The following is a 14,718-nucleotide window of genomic DNA, read 5'->3' on the forward strand; positions in this document are numbered from 1 at the left end:
CGCTAAACTGACTCTCCAACCCGGATGCGATTCTTCCAGTGCGAGACCACAAACCAAACGATGCCAGCGAGCAGGAGAACCTCCACGCCAAGGTGAAAACGATGAAAGATTGCTTTGAACTGGGGATTCGTATCCCACTGCGCTCCAAGCTTCATCCCCACATAAGCCAGCGCGTAGCACCATGGCCACGAGCCAATGAAGGTGTAGAGATGGAAGCGAAACTGGTTCATCTTTGCGATACCGGCTGGCAGCGCGATGAACGTCCGAACAATCGGCAGCATGCGCCCGATCAACACCGTAATCGAACCGTACTTCGCAAAGAAATGCTCACACAGGTCGAGGTCTCGCCGGCTTAGTAGAACGTAGCCGCCGAATCGTTCGACCATCGGTCGACCGCCCTTTGCGCCTACCCAATATGCCGGAATTGAACCTATATTCGAGGCCAGCGAAGCCACGGTGGCCAGGATAATGAGCTTCCACTGCGTTGTCGCCAGCGCGTATCCGGCCAGAGGCATGATTACCTCAGACGGAATCGGGACACAGGCAGACTGGATCGCCATGAGCAAGGCAACACTGGCATAGCCGCCGCTGACAATGAAGCCTATAAGGAGGGCAAGAAGTTTTTCTGACATGGCTCGTGCAGTATAACGGGTCCACTTTTGGGAACGCTGTTTTGCCAGCAACTGACGGTTCGGGAGACAATCGAACCATGGCAGATTCCGTAACCACCGAGGCCGTCAGTTCGGCTTCCGCATCGTCTTCAGCTTCATCTGTAGCAGTAGTGGCGCCCACCTCAGTCGGACGTCCTGCAAGCAGCTATGGTGCCGCCCCGCACGATCCCTCAAAGCCGCCTGTAAAGCGCCAAATTGTCTGCTTTAGCTTCTACAAGGTCATGCCCGAATGGCGTCGCCTGCCCGCCGAGGAGAAGGCCGCACATAAGAAGGCCTTCGCAGATGTGCTTGCCAAGTGGAATAAGCCCGGCGAGTTTCTTTCCCTCACCTACTCCACCGTCGGAACCCGCGGCGATGTTGACATGTGCGTCTGGTCTATCGGATATGCAGTCGAAGAGCTAAACCGCATGCGTAGCGAGCTGATGGGAACTCCTCTCGGCGGGTATCTCAACTCTCCCCATAATTTTGTCGCCATGACCAAGCGCTCACAGTACCAAATCGATCGCGAGGATGAGAGCGAAGGCGAAGGTCGCGGAGCAATCCGTCCCGGAGGCCAAAAGTACATCTTTATCTATCCGTTCTGGAAGACTCGCCCTTGGTATCTCCTTCCCGCTACTGAGCGTAAGCGCCTTATGGACGAGCACATTCGCGTCGGCCTGATGTACCCGCGCGTCAAGCTCAACACTACGTACTCCTTCGGCATCGATGACCAGGAGTTCGTCGTGGCCTTCGAGACCAACTTTCCCGAGGACTTCCTCGACCTCGTCCAGCAGCTCCGCGAGACAGAGATCAGCATCTACACCCTGCAAGATACGCCGATCTTCAGCTGCGTCCGCTTGCCTGCAGCCGAGATGCTTGATCGCCTGGGATAGTCCATGGCACCGAAGTCTTCAGTCCCGGCAAAGCCGGTCCGCGCCATCCACTCCGCTCCAGTCGGGGCGAAGGCGCGGGCCATCGCCGCCACTGTGTCAACCGCCCCAAAGAAGCGCACCGGCAAGACGAAGAAGCCGCTCGCTCCCGAGCGCATCACTGCAATCCTCGCCATACTCAGCAAGACATATCCCGATGCAGTTTGCGCCCTCAATCACCGCAGCGCATGGGAGCTGACCGTAGCTACCATCCTCTCGGCGCAGTGCACGGACGTCCGCGTAAATATCGTTACTCCGGCGCTCTTCGCAGCGTTTCCGACACCGAAAGCGATGGCCGCGGCGTCCCTGCCCGAACTTGAAGAGCTAATCCGCACCACCGGCTTCTACCGCAACAAAGCGAAATCCATCCAGGGAGCCGCGCGCACTGTCGTCGAAAACTTCGGCAACAAGGTTCCTCAAACGATGGAGGAGCTGCTCACCCTGCCCGGGGTAGCTCGCAAGACTGCCAACGTCGTCCTCGGCTCCTGGTTTGAGATTGCCGATGGCATCGTCGTCGATACACACGTCCTTCGTATCTCGCGCCGTCTAGAGCTCACCCAGGAGACAACCCCCGAAAAAATTGAGCGCGACCTCGTTAAGATCATCCCTCGCGACCATTGGATCGATTACTCCCACGAAATCATCTTTCACGGTCGGCAGATCTGCATCGCCCTCAAACCCCGCTGCGCCGACTGCACCCTCGAGAAGCTTTGCAACTCTGGCGATAAGATCTGGTCTTCCCACTGACTTGCGCACGGTAATCGGCCATTCCAGTTTCCTCAGTACAGACGCTGTAAAATCGCGACTGTAGCATCAAAGGTTTTAGGAGACGATTGACATGAAGCTGACCCCAGGAAAACTTGCCGGACTGAAGGCTGTCTCAGACGCCCGCGGCGTCATCGCTGCCGCAGCTATGGATCAGCGCGGCTCGCTTCAAAAATCCATCGCCAAAGAGCGCGGTGCGGCCTCTGATTTTCACGATCTCGAAGAGTTCAAGGAACTCGTAACCGACGTTCTCACTCGGTACTCTTCCGCCATTCTGCTTGACCCGGAGTACGGCCTTCCTGCAACTAAGCTTCGCAACTCTGCCGGTCTCCTGCTCGCCTATGAGAAGACGGGTTACGATTCCGCTACTCCCGGACGACTGCCCGACCTGCTCGACGTATGGTCCGTACGTCGCCTCAAGGAGGCTGGCGCTGACTGCATCAAGATTCTTCTGTACTACACCCCATTTGAGAAGACTTCGATTAACGACCTGAAGCATGCCTGGATCGAGCGCATCGGCGACGAGTGTCTCGCCCATGACATTCCCTTCTTCCTGGAGTTCGTTGGCTACGATACCGACGGCGGTGACGAAAAATCCCTCGGCTACGCTCTCAAAAAGCCTGCAATCGTCTCCGGCTCTATGGCGGAGTTTGGTAAGGCCCGTTACAACGTAGATGTTCTCAAGGTCGAAGTTCCCGTCCAAATGGCATTCGTTGAAGGAACAAAGGCCTACAAGGGTGAGAAGGCTTACACCCGCGCTGAAGCTCTTCAGCACTTCCGCGACGCTGAGCAGATGACGCACAAACCCTTTATCTACCTATCGGCCGGTGTCTCGAATCCAGTCTTTATCGAGACCCTTGCTCTTGCAGGCGAATCCGGTACCAAGTTCAATGGAGTTCTCTGTGGCCGGGCGACCTGGGCCGACGGAGTTCCAATCTTCGCTCGTCAAGGACCCAAAGCTTTCAAGGATTGGCTTGAGACCACGGGCGTAGAGAACATCCAGAACGTCAACAAAGCTCTCGAAGCTGCCACCCCTTGGTACACACGCTTCGGTGCTACCAGCCTCGAAGAACTCGGCTGAGTCGCTTCGCTCCTGAACAAACGCCTGACGGCCCCTCAGCGTCAGGCGTTTTGCTTTTCTACAGATCGTCCTTCGATCATCAGCCATGCGCACACCGCGCTCGCTAGCGCCAAGCCGGTGGCGATTGCCAGCACCCGGCGATATCCCGCCACAAACGCCTCATCCACGGCGAGATCTATCCGCACATCATCGGTCTCTATACCCGCCAACTTCGAGCGCTGTCGATCAATGGCCTGTCGCTGTACCGGCGACAGCCCCATCCCCTCAAGACGCCTGTTCAGCTCTTGATTGAAGCCAGCAAACAGGACCAATCCCAGTGCAGCCACCGCTAGCAATCCCGCAATGCGCGAAACGGCATTGTTAACGCCGGAAGCAACGCCAGCCTGCTCCTCAGGCAATGAGGACATCACCGTGGTAGTCAGCGGAGCGACACAGATCGCCAGCCCTAAACCCAACCCGAGCACCGCCGGAAAGAATGTAGTCCAGTACGATCCACCAATCCCGGGGCGCATGAATAATGCCAATCCCACTGCCGCAATCAGAGGCCCAATTGTCAGCGGCAGTCGTGCTCCATAGCGCACGACCAGGCCGCCCGACCAGCGTGAGAGTACAAAGATCAACAGGATGAGCGGCAGCAATGCACCACCGGCTGCCGTAGCGGAGTAATGCTGCACCTGTATCAGATCGAGCGGAAAGAAGAACAATACACCACTCAATGCTCCGTACAAGAAGAAGGTGATCAGATTTGCCCCGCTGAATGCACGCGACCGAAAGAGCCCCAGCGGAATCATGGGGATCTTCGACCGCGCCTCCACCACCAAAAACGTTCCGAGAGCCGTTAGACCCACGACCCACGCAACAGATATGGCCAGTCCGCCTCGTTGCGCTTCGATCAGCGCAAAGGTAATGCTGCCAAGTCCGACAGTAGCCGAGATCGCTCCGAACCAGTCCAGCCCTTTACCCGAGTGCTCATTACGACTCTCAGGCACGCGCCACACTGTTAGCCAGATCACCACCGCAGCCAGCGGCAGGTTGATAAAGAACACCCATCGCCACAACGCATGTTGCACCAGCCACCCGCCCGCCACTGGTCCAACCGCCGTGGTGATGGCCGTAAACGCCGACCAGGTTCCGATCGCGCGCCCACGCTCGCTTTCTGCAAATGAAGCACTGATCAGCGCCAGGCTGCCCGGTACCAGCAGGGCCGCGCCAAGACCTTGCAGCCCACGCGCAGCAATCAGCCAGCCGGTGGAGACAGCGAGACCACACCCCGCCGAAGCCAAAGCAAACAACCCTACACCAAGAAGATAGATCCGCCGGCGGCCATACAGATCCCCAAGCGACCCGCCGACCAGGAGAAGTGACGCGAGCAGCAAGGCATATGCTTCAACCACCCACTGCACATCCATCACCGTAGCGTGTAAATCCCTCTGTAGAGCGGGCAGAGCGACATTTACAACCGTCCCATCAATGAACGCCATGCTCGAGCCTAAAATCGTGGCCGCGAGCACAATTACTCCCGCACTAGCTCGTGTCCCTCTGCTCACCTCAGAGCCGTTGGCAGGCGTCATCTATCCTCAGTCACGGTTCATCGGGACTCTTGCTGTCAGCCTGAGCTTACTCCCACTCAATGGTGCCTGGCGGCTTGCTCGTGATGTCGTACACCACCCGGTTGATTCCCCTTACCTCGCTCACAATTCTGCTCGAGATTGTACGGAGCAATTCGTACGGGAGTGCCGCCCAGTCCGCCGTCATTCCGTCTTCACTCTCTACGGCGCGGATTGCACACGTGTTCGCATATGTTCGCTGATCCCCCATCACGCCCACGGACTTCACCGGCAGCAGTACCGCGAAGCTTTGCCACACCTTCCGGTACAGCCCAGCCTTCTTGATCTCGTCGACGACGATCTGATCCGCCTCCTGCAAAATTGCTACACGCTCTGCTGTTACCTCACCCAGGATTCGCACAGCCAATCCAGGTCCTGGAAACGGCTGACGCTCAATGATCTCGTCCGGCATTCCCAGGTCGCGCCCGATCCGCCGTACCTCATCCTTGAAGAGATCCCGCAGCGGCTCGATCAGCTTCAGCTTCATGTCCGCCGGTAAACCACCTACGTTGTGATGGCTCTTGATGGTGTGCGACGGTCCATGCACGCTGCTCGACTCGATTACGTCGGGATACAGCGTCCCTTGCACTAGCCAGGCCACCTCTTCGCCAACATGCTTCTCTGCCTCGAAGATCTTTTTCGCTTCGTCGTCGAACACTGAGATGAATTCGCCGCCGATCACCTTCCGTTTCGTCTCCGGATCAGTGACACCCGCAAGCTTCGTCAGAAATCGCTCCGAGGCATCAACGGCGACCACGTTCAGCCCGAGCTGCTCCCGCATCGTCGTCTGCACCTTCGCAAACTCATCCTTACGCAGCACGCCGTTGTTCACGAAAATGCAAGTCAAGCGATCGCCAATGGCCTTCGCTACCAAGACCGCGGCAACACTCGAATCCACGCCGCCGCTCAAGCCGCAGATCGCATGGCCATCGCCTACCTGCGCACGCACCCGCTCCACCGTTGTCTGAATGAAATGCTCTGGTGTCCAATCCGCTGCACACCCACAAATATCCATGCAGAAGTTCTTCAGCAACTCCATTCCCTGACGCGTATGCGCCACCTCAGGGTGAAACTGGACCGCCCAAATCCTGCGCGCCTCGTCCGCAATTCCCGCCACAGCGTTTGCCGTCTGTGCCGTCAGCACAAAGCCCGGGGGCAGCGTCTTTGCCTCGTCCCCATGCGACATCCAGACATCCATGGTCTGCGGGAGCCCACGGAACAGCGGAGTCTCCGCTATCACGGTAACAGCAGCATGGCCGTACTCACGTGCTGGAGCCGGCTCAACCTTTCCACCGAGATGATGCGTAATGAATTGCAGGCCGTAGCAGATGCCAAGCACGGGAACGTCCAGCGTCAACATGCCGACATCCGCATTGGGAGCGTCAACGTCATACACGGACGACGGTCCGCCAGAAAGGATAATCCCCTTCGGATTCAGCGCCTTGATCTGCTCCAACGGCACCGTACACGGCAACACGACAGAAAAGACGTTGAACTCACGGATACGTCGGGCGATAAGCTGCGTGTACTGCGATCCGAAGTCCAGAATGACAATAGTAGAGGTGTCCAAGATGGTTCAAGTCTAAACCAGCGCCGAGACCAGCCAAGTCAGTCGGGCCGCTTCGTGTTGTTCACCGCGCCGATGATACCGGCACCTGCAACAAGAACCGCCCCAGCAACGATCCACTGCGTGTGCACGTGTGCCAGCGTTGCCACGTAGATCAGACCACCAATGATAATCACGACGCCGATAGCGTAAATGCCGAATGATGACATGCGGAGCTCCTCAACCTAAATTAGAGACTTAGACTGAGACGCTATTTTTATCCTTCGTGATCGAAACAAAGCTACTTATCTGGCGCGCCAGCTGCCGAAGCGCGCCATAGATCGAGGTAGGCCACCAATCGCGCCACATGAAAGAAGTCGGAACCGATGAAGTAAAGCACCATCACGCCGCACCACCACCACGTCAGGAACGTCTGTGACGCCACTGTCTCGAATGGCAGCGGGCTTGCCGAGAAGACCATTGCCAGCACAATCAGCGCAATCTTGACGATGCCCAGCACCAGATTGATCTCGACGAGCTTGATCTTCAACGCACCCAGCCGAAAAGATGACCTCAGGCTCTTCCACGCACCCCAGCCATGCAGCATCGCAAGCAGCGGCGCGACCGAAAGTCCCCAACTTACCACGGCCCACAAGGTAAACAGCCCAAGAGTAGCCACGATAGCCAGGCCGAAGTACAACACCAGGCTAGGCTCCTGATTGCTCGCGATGGGGCCTGTTACGGCGACCTCCGCGGCCCATTGTAAGCAGAGAAACCAACACATGAAGCTCACACACAGCGCCGTCATGCGGATCGCCTGCAACACCATGAGCGTTATAGGCCGTGCATGCAGTCGCTCATCAGCCCTCTGCAATACCAGTGTCCTCCCCAGAGAAGACACAATCACCCAGGTAACCAGCAGCAGCGGAACAAGCCACACGGCGACCGCCTCATCTTGCGGTCCAAGCGCAAGCGCAGCCTTCCCAAGGGTCACCGAGCTTTTCATCGGATCGAGCAGCGTCATCTGCTTTAACCCTGCATAATCCAGTTGCGTTGCAAGCAGAATCCTTACTCCCTCATGCCAAATCAGCAGCAGCGCGGGAATTCCATACACCCATCGCCAAAGCACCTCAAAAGCTGTCAAGACGGGGCGCTTCCGCACCCAAGCCAACGTCGCGACAAAGCTCTGCGTCACCCGTTCCGACTGCGCCGTCTGCGAGACAGCCCGATAATCAAACGGGTCTGGAAGAGGCGCCATTACTTCACCACAAAATTCACGAGCTTGCCCGGCACCACAATCAACTTCACCAGCGTTTTGCCCTCGATCCTCGCAGTCACCTTGAGATCCGCCATCGCAGCCGCCTTCACCACATCTTGATCGCTCCCAGCAGCAACCGTCACCACGGTCACCAATTTGCCATTCACCTGGACCGGGACCTGCATTTCATCGTCCTTCGCAAGCTCCGCATCGGCTACCGGCCATTGTGTCCGAAACACCACACCCTCGCCACCTATCTGCGACCATAACTCCGCTGAAAAGAAAGGCGCGAACGGTGCCAACATCAGCACCAGGGTGCGAAATACTTCTGCGACCGTTGCAGCAGGAATTTCACCGGCATCCATCGCCGGCTCCGCTGCCTGGATGTCATTCACTAACTCCATCACAGCCGCAATACTGGTGTTGAAGTGCCACCGCCCGCTGAAGTCCTGCGTGATCTTTTCGAGCGTTTGGTGCAGCTTACGCAACAACCTCTGCCCCGCCACGGACTGCCCTGCCAACATGCTCACGACCGCATGCGCACCCTTGTACTTCAACGTCAGCCGGTGCACTCGATTCAGAAAGCGCACAATCCCGCCAACGCCCTCTTCCTGCCAGTCCAGGTCCCGATCCGGCGGAGCTGCAAAGAGTGCATACAACCGCGTCGCATCTACTCCATAGCGGTCGATCATCAAATCCGGACTCACGACATTGCCCTTTGACTTGGACATCTTTGCGCCGTCTTTGATCACCATGCCCTGCGTAAACAGCCGCTCCACTGGCTCGTCGTTCGAGATCATACCTAGATCGCGCATCACCTTCGTCCAGAACCGGGAGTAGATGAGGTGGAGAATCGCGTGCTCCACTCCGCCAATGTACTGGTCAATCGGGAACCAGTACGACGCCTTCTCCTTCGAGAACGGCTCCGTGTCATTCTTCGCATCGATATAGCGGTAGAAGTACCAGCTCGAATCGACAAACGTATCCATTGTGTCCGTCTCACGGCGCGCTGGGCCGCCACACAATGGACACGTCGTATTCACAAACTCGGGTACGCGTCCAAGCGGCGATCCACCCTCCTGCGTAATCTGGATTTGCTCCGGCAAGATCACCGGCAGTGCACTCTCCGGCAGCGGTACCACCCCGCCCGGCTCCACTCCATCATGCCCTTCTTCGCAGTAAACCATCGGAATCGGCGTCCCCCAATAGCGCTGGCGGCTTACTCCCCAATCCTTCAACCGATACGTGACCGTCGGCGTACCAAATCCGTTTGCTTTCGCAAACGCACCCATCTTCTCCTGTGCCTCGAGACTTGCCTCACCCGTCCAGGCACCCGAGTCAATCAGCACCGCCTCATCCTCGCCCAGGTAAGGCAGCGCCAACTCATCCGTATCGACATTTGGAGCGATTACACGCTTCAACGGTAGCCCATACTTCTGCGCAAATTCGAAGTCACGCTCATCATGCGCAGGTACGCTCATGATGGCGCCCGTTCCATAGTCCGCGAGGATGTAGTTCGCTACCCAGATTGGCACCAGTTCACCATTGAACGGATTGACCGCAAATCGCCCTGTCGACACGCCGTGCTTCTCAATCGCGCCCAGATCGCCAGCCTCACGAGCCGCCTTTTGCTGCGCTAGCATCTCTTCAACCTGCGCAGCCAGCAGTTCGTCTTTCGCCGCAAACGCCTTCGTCACCGCATGTTCTGGAGCCAACTGGACCGAAGTAGCTCCGAAGATCGTGTCTACCCGCGTCGTAAAGACGGTGATCTTTTCCTCACCCTCCACCGCGAAATCAACCAGCGTTCCTTCGCTCCGTCCGATCCAGTTCTTCTGCATCGTGCGGACCTTCTCCGGCCAGCCGTCCAGCGTCTGCAATCCCGCCAGCAACTCATCCGCATACTTCGTAATCCGCAGGAACCATTGCGTCAGCTCGCACTGTTCGACCAGCGTGTCCTCATGTCGCCAGCAGCGCCCATTGATCACCTGCTCGTTCGCCAACACGGTGCAGCATTTCGGACACCAGTTGACTCGGCTCTTCTTTCGATATGCCAGCCCTGCTGCGTACATCTTCAAGAAAATCCATTGATTCCAGCGATAGTAATCCGGAAGGCACGTCGTTACCTCGGTTGCCCAGTCGTAGCTCAGCCCGAGCCGCTGCATCTGCTTCCGCATGGCAGCAATGTTTCCCAGCGTCCATTCGCGCGGAGGTACGTCATTCTTTAGCGCAGCATTCTCCGCTGGCAGTCCAAATGCATCCCAACCCATCGGGTGCAGTACATTGTGGCCACGCATCCACATAAAGCGAGCCAGCGCATCACCGATCGCATAGTTCCGGACATGCCCTATATGCAGCGCACCACTCGGATACGGCAACATCTCCAGGCAGTAGTACTTCGGCTTGCCCGAATCATGCGGCTCAGCCGCGTAAAGCGTTGGATCGGCATCCCAGAGGGCTTGCCACCGTGGCTCTATCTCCGCCGGGTTGTATCGCTGGATGCCGTCACTCTCATGCTGGTTCTGTATTTCGGACATAGACGTCCATTGTAAAGAAATTGTTACCCTGCGCCGCTAAGCCTCGCCAGTCCGGGTCTGCTAGCCAGCCGACAAAGCTCGCAGCACTCCGACATTTCGCGCCTCGTCGCCCGGGGCGTCCACCGGCGTCTCGGCGATAAATGCCGCATGCTTAAACCGCGAATCCTGCAGCAACCGTTTGAACGCCGCCGCACCGATAGTCCCTTCTCCAATATGCTCGTGCCGGTCCAGCTTGGAACCACGTGCCGCCTTTGCGTCGTTGCAATGCCACACCCGCACCGCCTCGAACCCGACCGTCTCGCCGATAAGCTTCGCGGTCTCCACATACCCTTCCGGCGTCACAATGTCGTAGCCAGCCACATGCATGTGACAGGTATCCAGACACACTCCCACCGGAGCACATGCCTGCAGCCGCGCCACAAGCTCTGCCACCTGCTCTAGGCTCCCACCTAACGAGAATTCTGCTCCCGCCGTATTTTCAATCAGAATCTTGAAGTCCTTATCCTGCCACGCTATACCTTCAATCGATCGCTCTATTGATTCCACCGCCAGCCGCAGCCCCTCCTCCCGCGTCAGCCCTTTCCAGCTGCCAGGATGCAGTACGAGGTACTCCGCCCCAAGCGCCAGAGCGCGCTCCACCTCGCCCTTGAAAGCAGAGATCCCGTTTAGCCGGACGCCCTCCGTCTGGCTGCATAGATTGATGAGATAGCTCGCATGCACCGATACAGGTCCAATGTCGTGTGCCGTTCGCAACTCCCGCATCTTCGCCGCATCCTCCGGCTTCACATCTGCAGCTCGCCACGTCCGCGGACTCGACGAGAATATCTGAAAAGTATTCGCCCCCGCCTCAACTGCCCGCTCCACTGCCTTCCACGTCCCACCTGCCGTTCCTAGATGGACGCCAATTCGCTTCTTCGAACCCAGCTTTGTATCGATTGCCATGTCCCGAGCCTATCGCAAACTCCTGCGCGCCGGCAGTCATCCCGTTCCTGTCAGGCCGTACACTCAATCGACCACAAACGCGCTACAAACTGAAAGGATCCATCATGCCCGCGCCCCAAAGCCCTAAGAGCCACATGAGATTCGATCCGATTCACCACTACGTCATTACGCCAATCCTGCTTTTGAACTTTGTCTTCGCCTTCTTCGTTTGGAACAGCGACTACAGCCAGCATCCCTTTCTCTCATTCTGGTGGATCATTCTCTCCTTAGCTGTCCTTCTTCTATCCATGAAGACCCGTACCTATTCCCTCCGTATCCAGGATCGCCTCATTCGTCTCGAAGAGCGCCTGCGCCTCACTGCCCTGCTACCATCCTCCGAACATAACCTGATTCCTTCCTTTACGACCCGCCAACTCATCGCCCTCCGTTTCGCTGGCGACGCCGAACTTCCCACCCTGGCCCGCCGCACCCTCGCCGAGAATCTCAACCCAAAACAGATCAAAGAAAGCATCACAAACTGGCGCCCAGACCACGACCGCATCTAGTTTCAATGACTTGGGTGGGTCAGATCAGGGGGCCGCGCATCGTAAGTTTCTAATCCACATCTCTTATATGGCGAGATGGTTGCTCGGGTTTTCCTTTCCATGCCTGCTTCTTTCGTCTAGCATGGTTACAGACCCATGACACAGCGACTCGAAGTGCAAGAAACCGTGGCAGAGGAAGCCCTGGAACCAAAGGTGTTCCCTTCCTCCTCCGGGCATATGTTTAACAACTACTTCACGTCCGGCCGGACCTGGAGCTTTAAGAAGAGCGGCCTTCTCGATACCCGGGCCCGTCGCATCTTCGAAACAACGGCCTTGGGCTGCGCGCATGACGCCTACCCGTTCCACATGCCGCTCGAAGCAAAAGCTGGACCGCGCGTCCAGGCTGACGGTCACCAGATGCTGATGATGTCGTCCTACGACTATCTGGGGCTCATCGGCCACCCGCGCATCGACGCTGCCGCCGTCGCCGCCATCGGTCGATATGGCACCAGCACCAGCGGAGCCCGCCTTCTCACCGGAACTCTCGATATTCATAATCAGGTCGAGCGCGATCTCGCTGAATACAAAGGCACCGAAGCCGCCCTCACTTTCTCCTCCGGCTATATGGCCAATCTAGGCCTCATCACCGGCCTTTTTGGACCATCTGATCGCATCATCATCGATGCCCTTTGCCATCGCAGCCTGCTCGATGCCTGCAAAATGGCCGGTGTTCAGGTCCAGCGCTTCCGCCATAACGACCCTGAAAGCCTCCGCGAAGAGATCAAGAAGGGTCCGCCAGCGAACCGCACCGTCATCATCTCTGACGGCGTCTTCTCCATGGACGGCGACATCTGTTGCCTCCCCGACCTTATTGCAATCAAGAAAGAGTTTGGCTGTTTCCTCTTCATTGACGAGGCCCATGCCTCGGGCGTCCTCGGCGCCACCGGTCGCGGCACGGATGAACATTTCGGCATCGATACCAGCGAAGTCGATCTCTGGTCCGGCTCTCTAGCCAAGTCGATCCCCTCCGTGGGTGGTTTCGTTGCCTGCTCGCAGGAGGTTGCTATTTTCCTCCAGCATGCCTCTAGCCCCTACATCTTCTCCGCCGCAGTAGCCGCCTCTGCCGTTGCCGCTATCTCTGAAGGCCTTGCCATCCTCAAGGAAGAGCCTCAGCGCGTCGCTCGCCTCAAGGCAAATGGGGACTTTCTGCGCCACGGTCTTCAGGACCTCGGCTACGACACTGGCCTCTCTGAAACAGCCATCATCCCCGTCGTCCTGAATGATGAGATCACGACCGGCCTCTTCGCACGCAAGCTGCGCAACTATGGCATTATTGCTGCCCCGGTCATGTTCCCCGCAGTCGCCCAGGGTGTAGCCCGCCTCCGTCTCTGTGTCACCGCCGGACATACCCCCGAGCAGCTCGATTTCGTCCTGGACGTCTTCCGCCAACTCGCTAACTAAGAACTTGGGTGGGACGACGTAGGTCCCGCTGCTCATAATCGCTTCATCGCGGCTTTTGGTCGCCAAGGGACCGCAGTGACGACCCTCATCACCGGTGCAAGCGGCTTCCTCGGAGGCCGCATAGCCCAGCTTCTATCGGCCCAGGGCGAAGACATCATCGTGCTCGCCCGTCCCACCTCCGCCCTAACCCATCTGGCCAATGTGCCCCATCGCCTCGTCGAGGGAGACCTCTCCGACCCAGCCAGCCTGCAGCGAGCCGTGACCGAAGCAACTCGGATCATCCATTGCGCCGCCTGCTCGACCGATTGGGCACCTTGGCAGACCTACTACGGCGCGAATGTGACCGGGACCCAGAACCTCGTCGATGCCGTCCTGCGCTCCGACAAGATCGAGCGCTTTGTTCACATAAGTACCACCGACGTCTACGGCTACCCGCCTGCGCCCTGCGACGAATCCACCCTCACCCGCGACGCCGGGCTCCCCTACAACCAGACCAAGCGGCTCGGCGAACTAGCCGTCTGGAAAGCCCATCAAGATCACGGCCTTCCTGTCACCATCCTTCGCCCTGCCACCATCTATGGTCCACGCGGCAAGGACTTTACAGTAGAGATCGCCACCCTGCTTCGCCAACGCCTCATGGCCACGATTGATCACGGCGGCGCGCCAGGCGGTTTCGCCTATGTCGATAACGTAGCCGAAGCCATCCTCCAGGCCTCCACCCATCCAGCAACAATCGGTGAAGCTTTCAATTTGGCCGACGGAACCGAGGCAAACTGGGCAACCTACCTCAAGCTTTACGCAGAAGCCTTAGGCACTAAGCCGCCCTGGATCAACCTGAGTCTCACCGCCGCCACCGCGCTCGCCCGCATCCTCGAACTCCCACATCGCCTGCTCAGGCTGCCCGGACGGCCCCTTCTTACCCGACACGCGGTTCTGCTCCTCGCGCTTAACCAGGAGTTCCCAGCCGTCAAAGCAAAAGAGACCTTCGGGTTCTCCCCAAAGGTCTCTCTCGAAGAAGGCATCGCTCGCTCCGCCGCCTGGCTCAGCGATAAAACAAATGTCTAGTCTTCCAAGCCTGTTGCCGCCTTCGCGTCAACCAACTGCGTGATGCCGTCGATCATCTGCTGCAGCGTGGTCACCTGCTTCGCCTGCTCGTCATCGATCTCGACATCGAACTCCCCTTCGAGCTCGAAGAGGATATTGATGCGGTCCAGGGAATCGATGCCTAGCTCTTCAAACGTGCTATCCGGATGAACCGTTTCGAGCGGCACCCGGCGGGTCGTAGCGATGACTCTCAATACGCGATCTTGAATGCTTTCGGACATATGCCTCGATGCAGGCCGCCTACGATTAAGGGGCCTGCCGTTGGAGATGCAGGTAATTCATCTTCGTTATCTTACTCTGACATCCAACGGAAACAT

At 57.9% G+C, this 14,718-nt stretch carries 14 protein-coding genes; 6 read left to right on the forward strand and 8 right to left on the reverse strand.

The genetic code is table 11. The annotated features are described in order from the left end of the window. Positions 1 to 2: 2 nt before the first annotated feature. The gene (locus tag OHL20_RS03035; RefSeq protein ID WP_263381738.1) at positions 3 to 632 is read right to left on the reverse strand and encodes a DedA family protein; all 630 of its coding nucleotides are present in this window, start codon (positions 630 to 632) and stop codon (positions 3 to 5) included. 77 nt (positions 633 to 709) lie between these two features. Here OHL20_RS03035 and OHL20_RS03040 point away from each other — a divergent pair, with 77 nt between their 5' ends. The 3 genes from OHL20_RS03040 to OHL20_RS03050 all read left to right on the forward strand — a co-directional run bounded on the left by OHL20_RS03040 (position 710) and on the right by OHL20_RS03050 (position 3,425). Further along, positions 710 to 1,543 carry a chlorite dismutase family protein gene (locus OHL20_RS03040; protein ID WP_263381739.1) on the forward strand — a complete coding sequence of 278 codons (834 nt, stop codon included), beginning with the start codon at positions 710 to 712 and terminating at the stop codon, positions 1,541 to 1,543. Between the two features lie 3 nt (positions 1,544 to 1,546). Then, positions 1,547 to 2,326 (forward strand): endonuclease III, encoded by a 780-nt coding sequence (gene nth, locus OHL20_RS03045; RefSeq protein WP_263381740.1) that lies wholly within the window; start codon positions 1,547 to 1,549, stop codon positions 2,324 to 2,326. Positions 2,327 to 2,417: 91 nt separating this feature from the next. After that, positions 2,418 to 3,425, forward strand: coding sequence for a tagatose 1,6-diphosphate aldolase (locus tag OHL20_RS03050; RefSeq protein ID WP_263381741.1), 1,008 nt, complete (start codon positions 2,418 to 2,420; stop codon positions 3,423 to 3,425). A 41-nt stretch (positions 3,426 to 3,466) separates the two neighbouring features. Here OHL20_RS03050 and OHL20_RS03055 read toward each other — a convergent pair whose 3' ends face one another. From OHL20_RS03055 to OHL20_RS03080, 6 genes are all read right to left on the reverse strand, one after another. Next, entirely contained in the window at positions 3,467 to 4,996 is a 1,530-nt protein-coding gene (locus OHL20_RS03055; RefSeq protein ID WP_263381742.1) for an MFS transporter, read from the reverse strand. Between the two features lie 46 nt (positions 4,997 to 5,042). Further along, positions 5,043 to 6,602, reverse strand: a complete 1,560-nt coding sequence (gene guaA, locus OHL20_RS03060; protein WP_263381743.1) for a glutamine-hydrolyzing GMP synthase — start codon at positions 6,600 to 6,602, stop codon at positions 5,043 to 5,045. A gap of 38 nt (positions 6,603 to 6,640) precedes the next feature. Continuing rightward, positions 6,641 to 6,808: a hypothetical protein gene (locus OHL20_RS03065; protein WP_263381744.1), complete on the reverse strand. Its 168-nt coding sequence runs from the start codon at positions 6,806 to 6,808 to the stop codon at positions 6,641 to 6,643. Between the two features lie 71 nt (positions 6,809 to 6,879). Next, positions 6,880 to 7,836 carry a hypothetical protein gene (locus OHL20_RS03070; RefSeq protein WP_263381745.1) on the reverse strand — a complete coding sequence of 319 codons (957 nt, stop codon included), beginning with the start codon at positions 7,834 to 7,836 and terminating at the stop codon, positions 6,880 to 6,882. Continuing rightward, the gene (gene leuS, locus OHL20_RS03075; protein ID WP_263381746.1) at positions 7,836 to 10,370 is read right to left on the reverse strand and encodes a leucine--tRNA ligase; all 2,535 of its coding nucleotides are present in this window, start codon (positions 10,368 to 10,370) and stop codon (positions 7,836 to 7,838) included. The genes OHL20_RS03070 and leuS overlap by 1 nt, the downstream gene beginning before the upstream one ends. A 60-nt stretch (positions 10,371 to 10,430) precedes the next feature. Continuing rightward, entirely contained in the window at positions 10,431 to 11,312 is an 882-nt protein-coding gene (locus tag OHL20_RS03080; RefSeq protein WP_263381747.1) for a deoxyribonuclease IV, read from the reverse strand. Between the two features lie 104 nt (positions 11,313 to 11,416). Between OHL20_RS03080 and OHL20_RS03085 the strand changes: the two genes are divergently transcribed. The 3 genes from OHL20_RS03085 to OHL20_RS03095 all read left to right on the forward strand — a co-directional run bounded on the left by OHL20_RS03085 (position 11,417) and on the right by OHL20_RS03095 (position 14,362). After that, complete coding sequence (locus OHL20_RS03085; RefSeq protein ID WP_263381748.1) at positions 11,417 to 11,857, forward strand: DUF6526 family protein; 441 nt, start codon at positions 11,417 to 11,419, stop codon at positions 11,855 to 11,857. Positions 11,858 to 12,022: 165 nt separating this feature from the next. After that, a complete protein-coding gene (locus OHL20_RS03090) occupies positions 12,023 to 13,297 on the forward strand; it encodes an aminotransferase class I/II-fold pyridoxal phosphate-dependent enzyme (RefSeq protein ID WP_263381749.1) in 1,275 nt (424 codons plus the stop codon). A 75-nt stretch (positions 13,298 to 13,372) separates the two neighbouring features. Then, positions 13,373 to 14,362, forward strand: a complete 990-nt coding sequence (locus tag OHL20_RS03095; protein ID WP_263381750.1) for an NAD-dependent epimerase/dehydratase family protein — start codon at positions 13,373 to 13,375, stop codon at positions 14,360 to 14,362. On the opposite strand, the gene OHL20_RS03100 is transcribed toward OHL20_RS03095, so the two are convergent. Continuing rightward, complete coding sequence (locus OHL20_RS03100) at positions 14,359 to 14,622, reverse strand: acyl carrier protein (protein ID WP_263381751.1); 264 nt, start codon at positions 14,620 to 14,622, stop codon at positions 14,359 to 14,361. The two genes, OHL20_RS03095 and OHL20_RS03100, sit on opposite strands and share 4 nt — an antisense overlap. Between the last annotated feature and the right edge of the window lie 96 nt (positions 14,623 to 14,718).

The organism is Granulicella arctica (assembly GCF_025685605.1).
Lineage (GTDB): Bacteria > Acidobacteriota > Terriglobia > Terriglobales > Acidobacteriaceae > Edaphobacter > Edaphobacter arcticus.

Bases quoted from the DNA above. Each gene is read 5' to 3' on its own strand.
- OHL20_RS03035 (WP_263381738.1), bottom strand. From the start codon at position 632: ATGTCAGAAAAACTTCTTGCCCTCCTTATAGGCTTCATTGTCAGCGGC.
- OHL20_RS03040 (WP_263381739.1), top strand. From the start codon at position 710: ATGGCAGATTCCGTAACCACCGAGGCCGTCAGTTCGGCTTCCGCATCG.
- nth (WP_263381740.1), top strand. From the start codon at position 1,547: ATGGCACCGAAGTCTTCAGTCCCGGCAAAGCCGGTCCGCGCCATCCAC.
- OHL20_RS03050 (WP_263381741.1), top strand. From the start codon at position 2,418: ATGAAGCTGACCCCAGGAAAACTTGCCGGACTGAAGGCTGTCTCAGAC.
- OHL20_RS03055 (WP_263381742.1), bottom strand. From the start codon at position 4,996: ATGACGCCTGCCAACGGCTCTGAGGTGAGCAGAGGGACACGAGCTAGT.
- OHL20_RS03065 (WP_263381744.1), bottom strand. From the start codon at position 6,808: ATGTCATCATTCGGCATTTACGCTATCGGCGTCGTGATTATCATTGGT.
- OHL20_RS03070 (WP_263381745.1), bottom strand. From the start codon at position 7,836: ATGGCGCCTCTTCCAGACCCGTTTGATTATCGGGCTGTCTCGCAGACG.
- leuS (WP_263381746.1), bottom strand. From the start codon at position 10,370: ATGTCCGAAATACAGAACCAGCATGAGAGTGACGGCATCCAGCGATAC.
- OHL20_RS03080 (WP_263381747.1), bottom strand. From the start codon at position 11,312: ATGGCAATCGATACAAAGCTGGGTTCGAAGAAGCGAATTGGCGTCCAT.
- OHL20_RS03085 (WP_263381748.1), top strand. From the start codon at position 11,417: ATGCCCGCGCCCCAAAGCCCTAAGAGCCACATGAGATTCGATCCGATT.
- OHL20_RS03100 (WP_263381751.1), bottom strand. From the start codon at position 14,622: ATGTCCGAAAGCATTCAAGATCGCGTATTGAGAGTCATCGCTACGACC.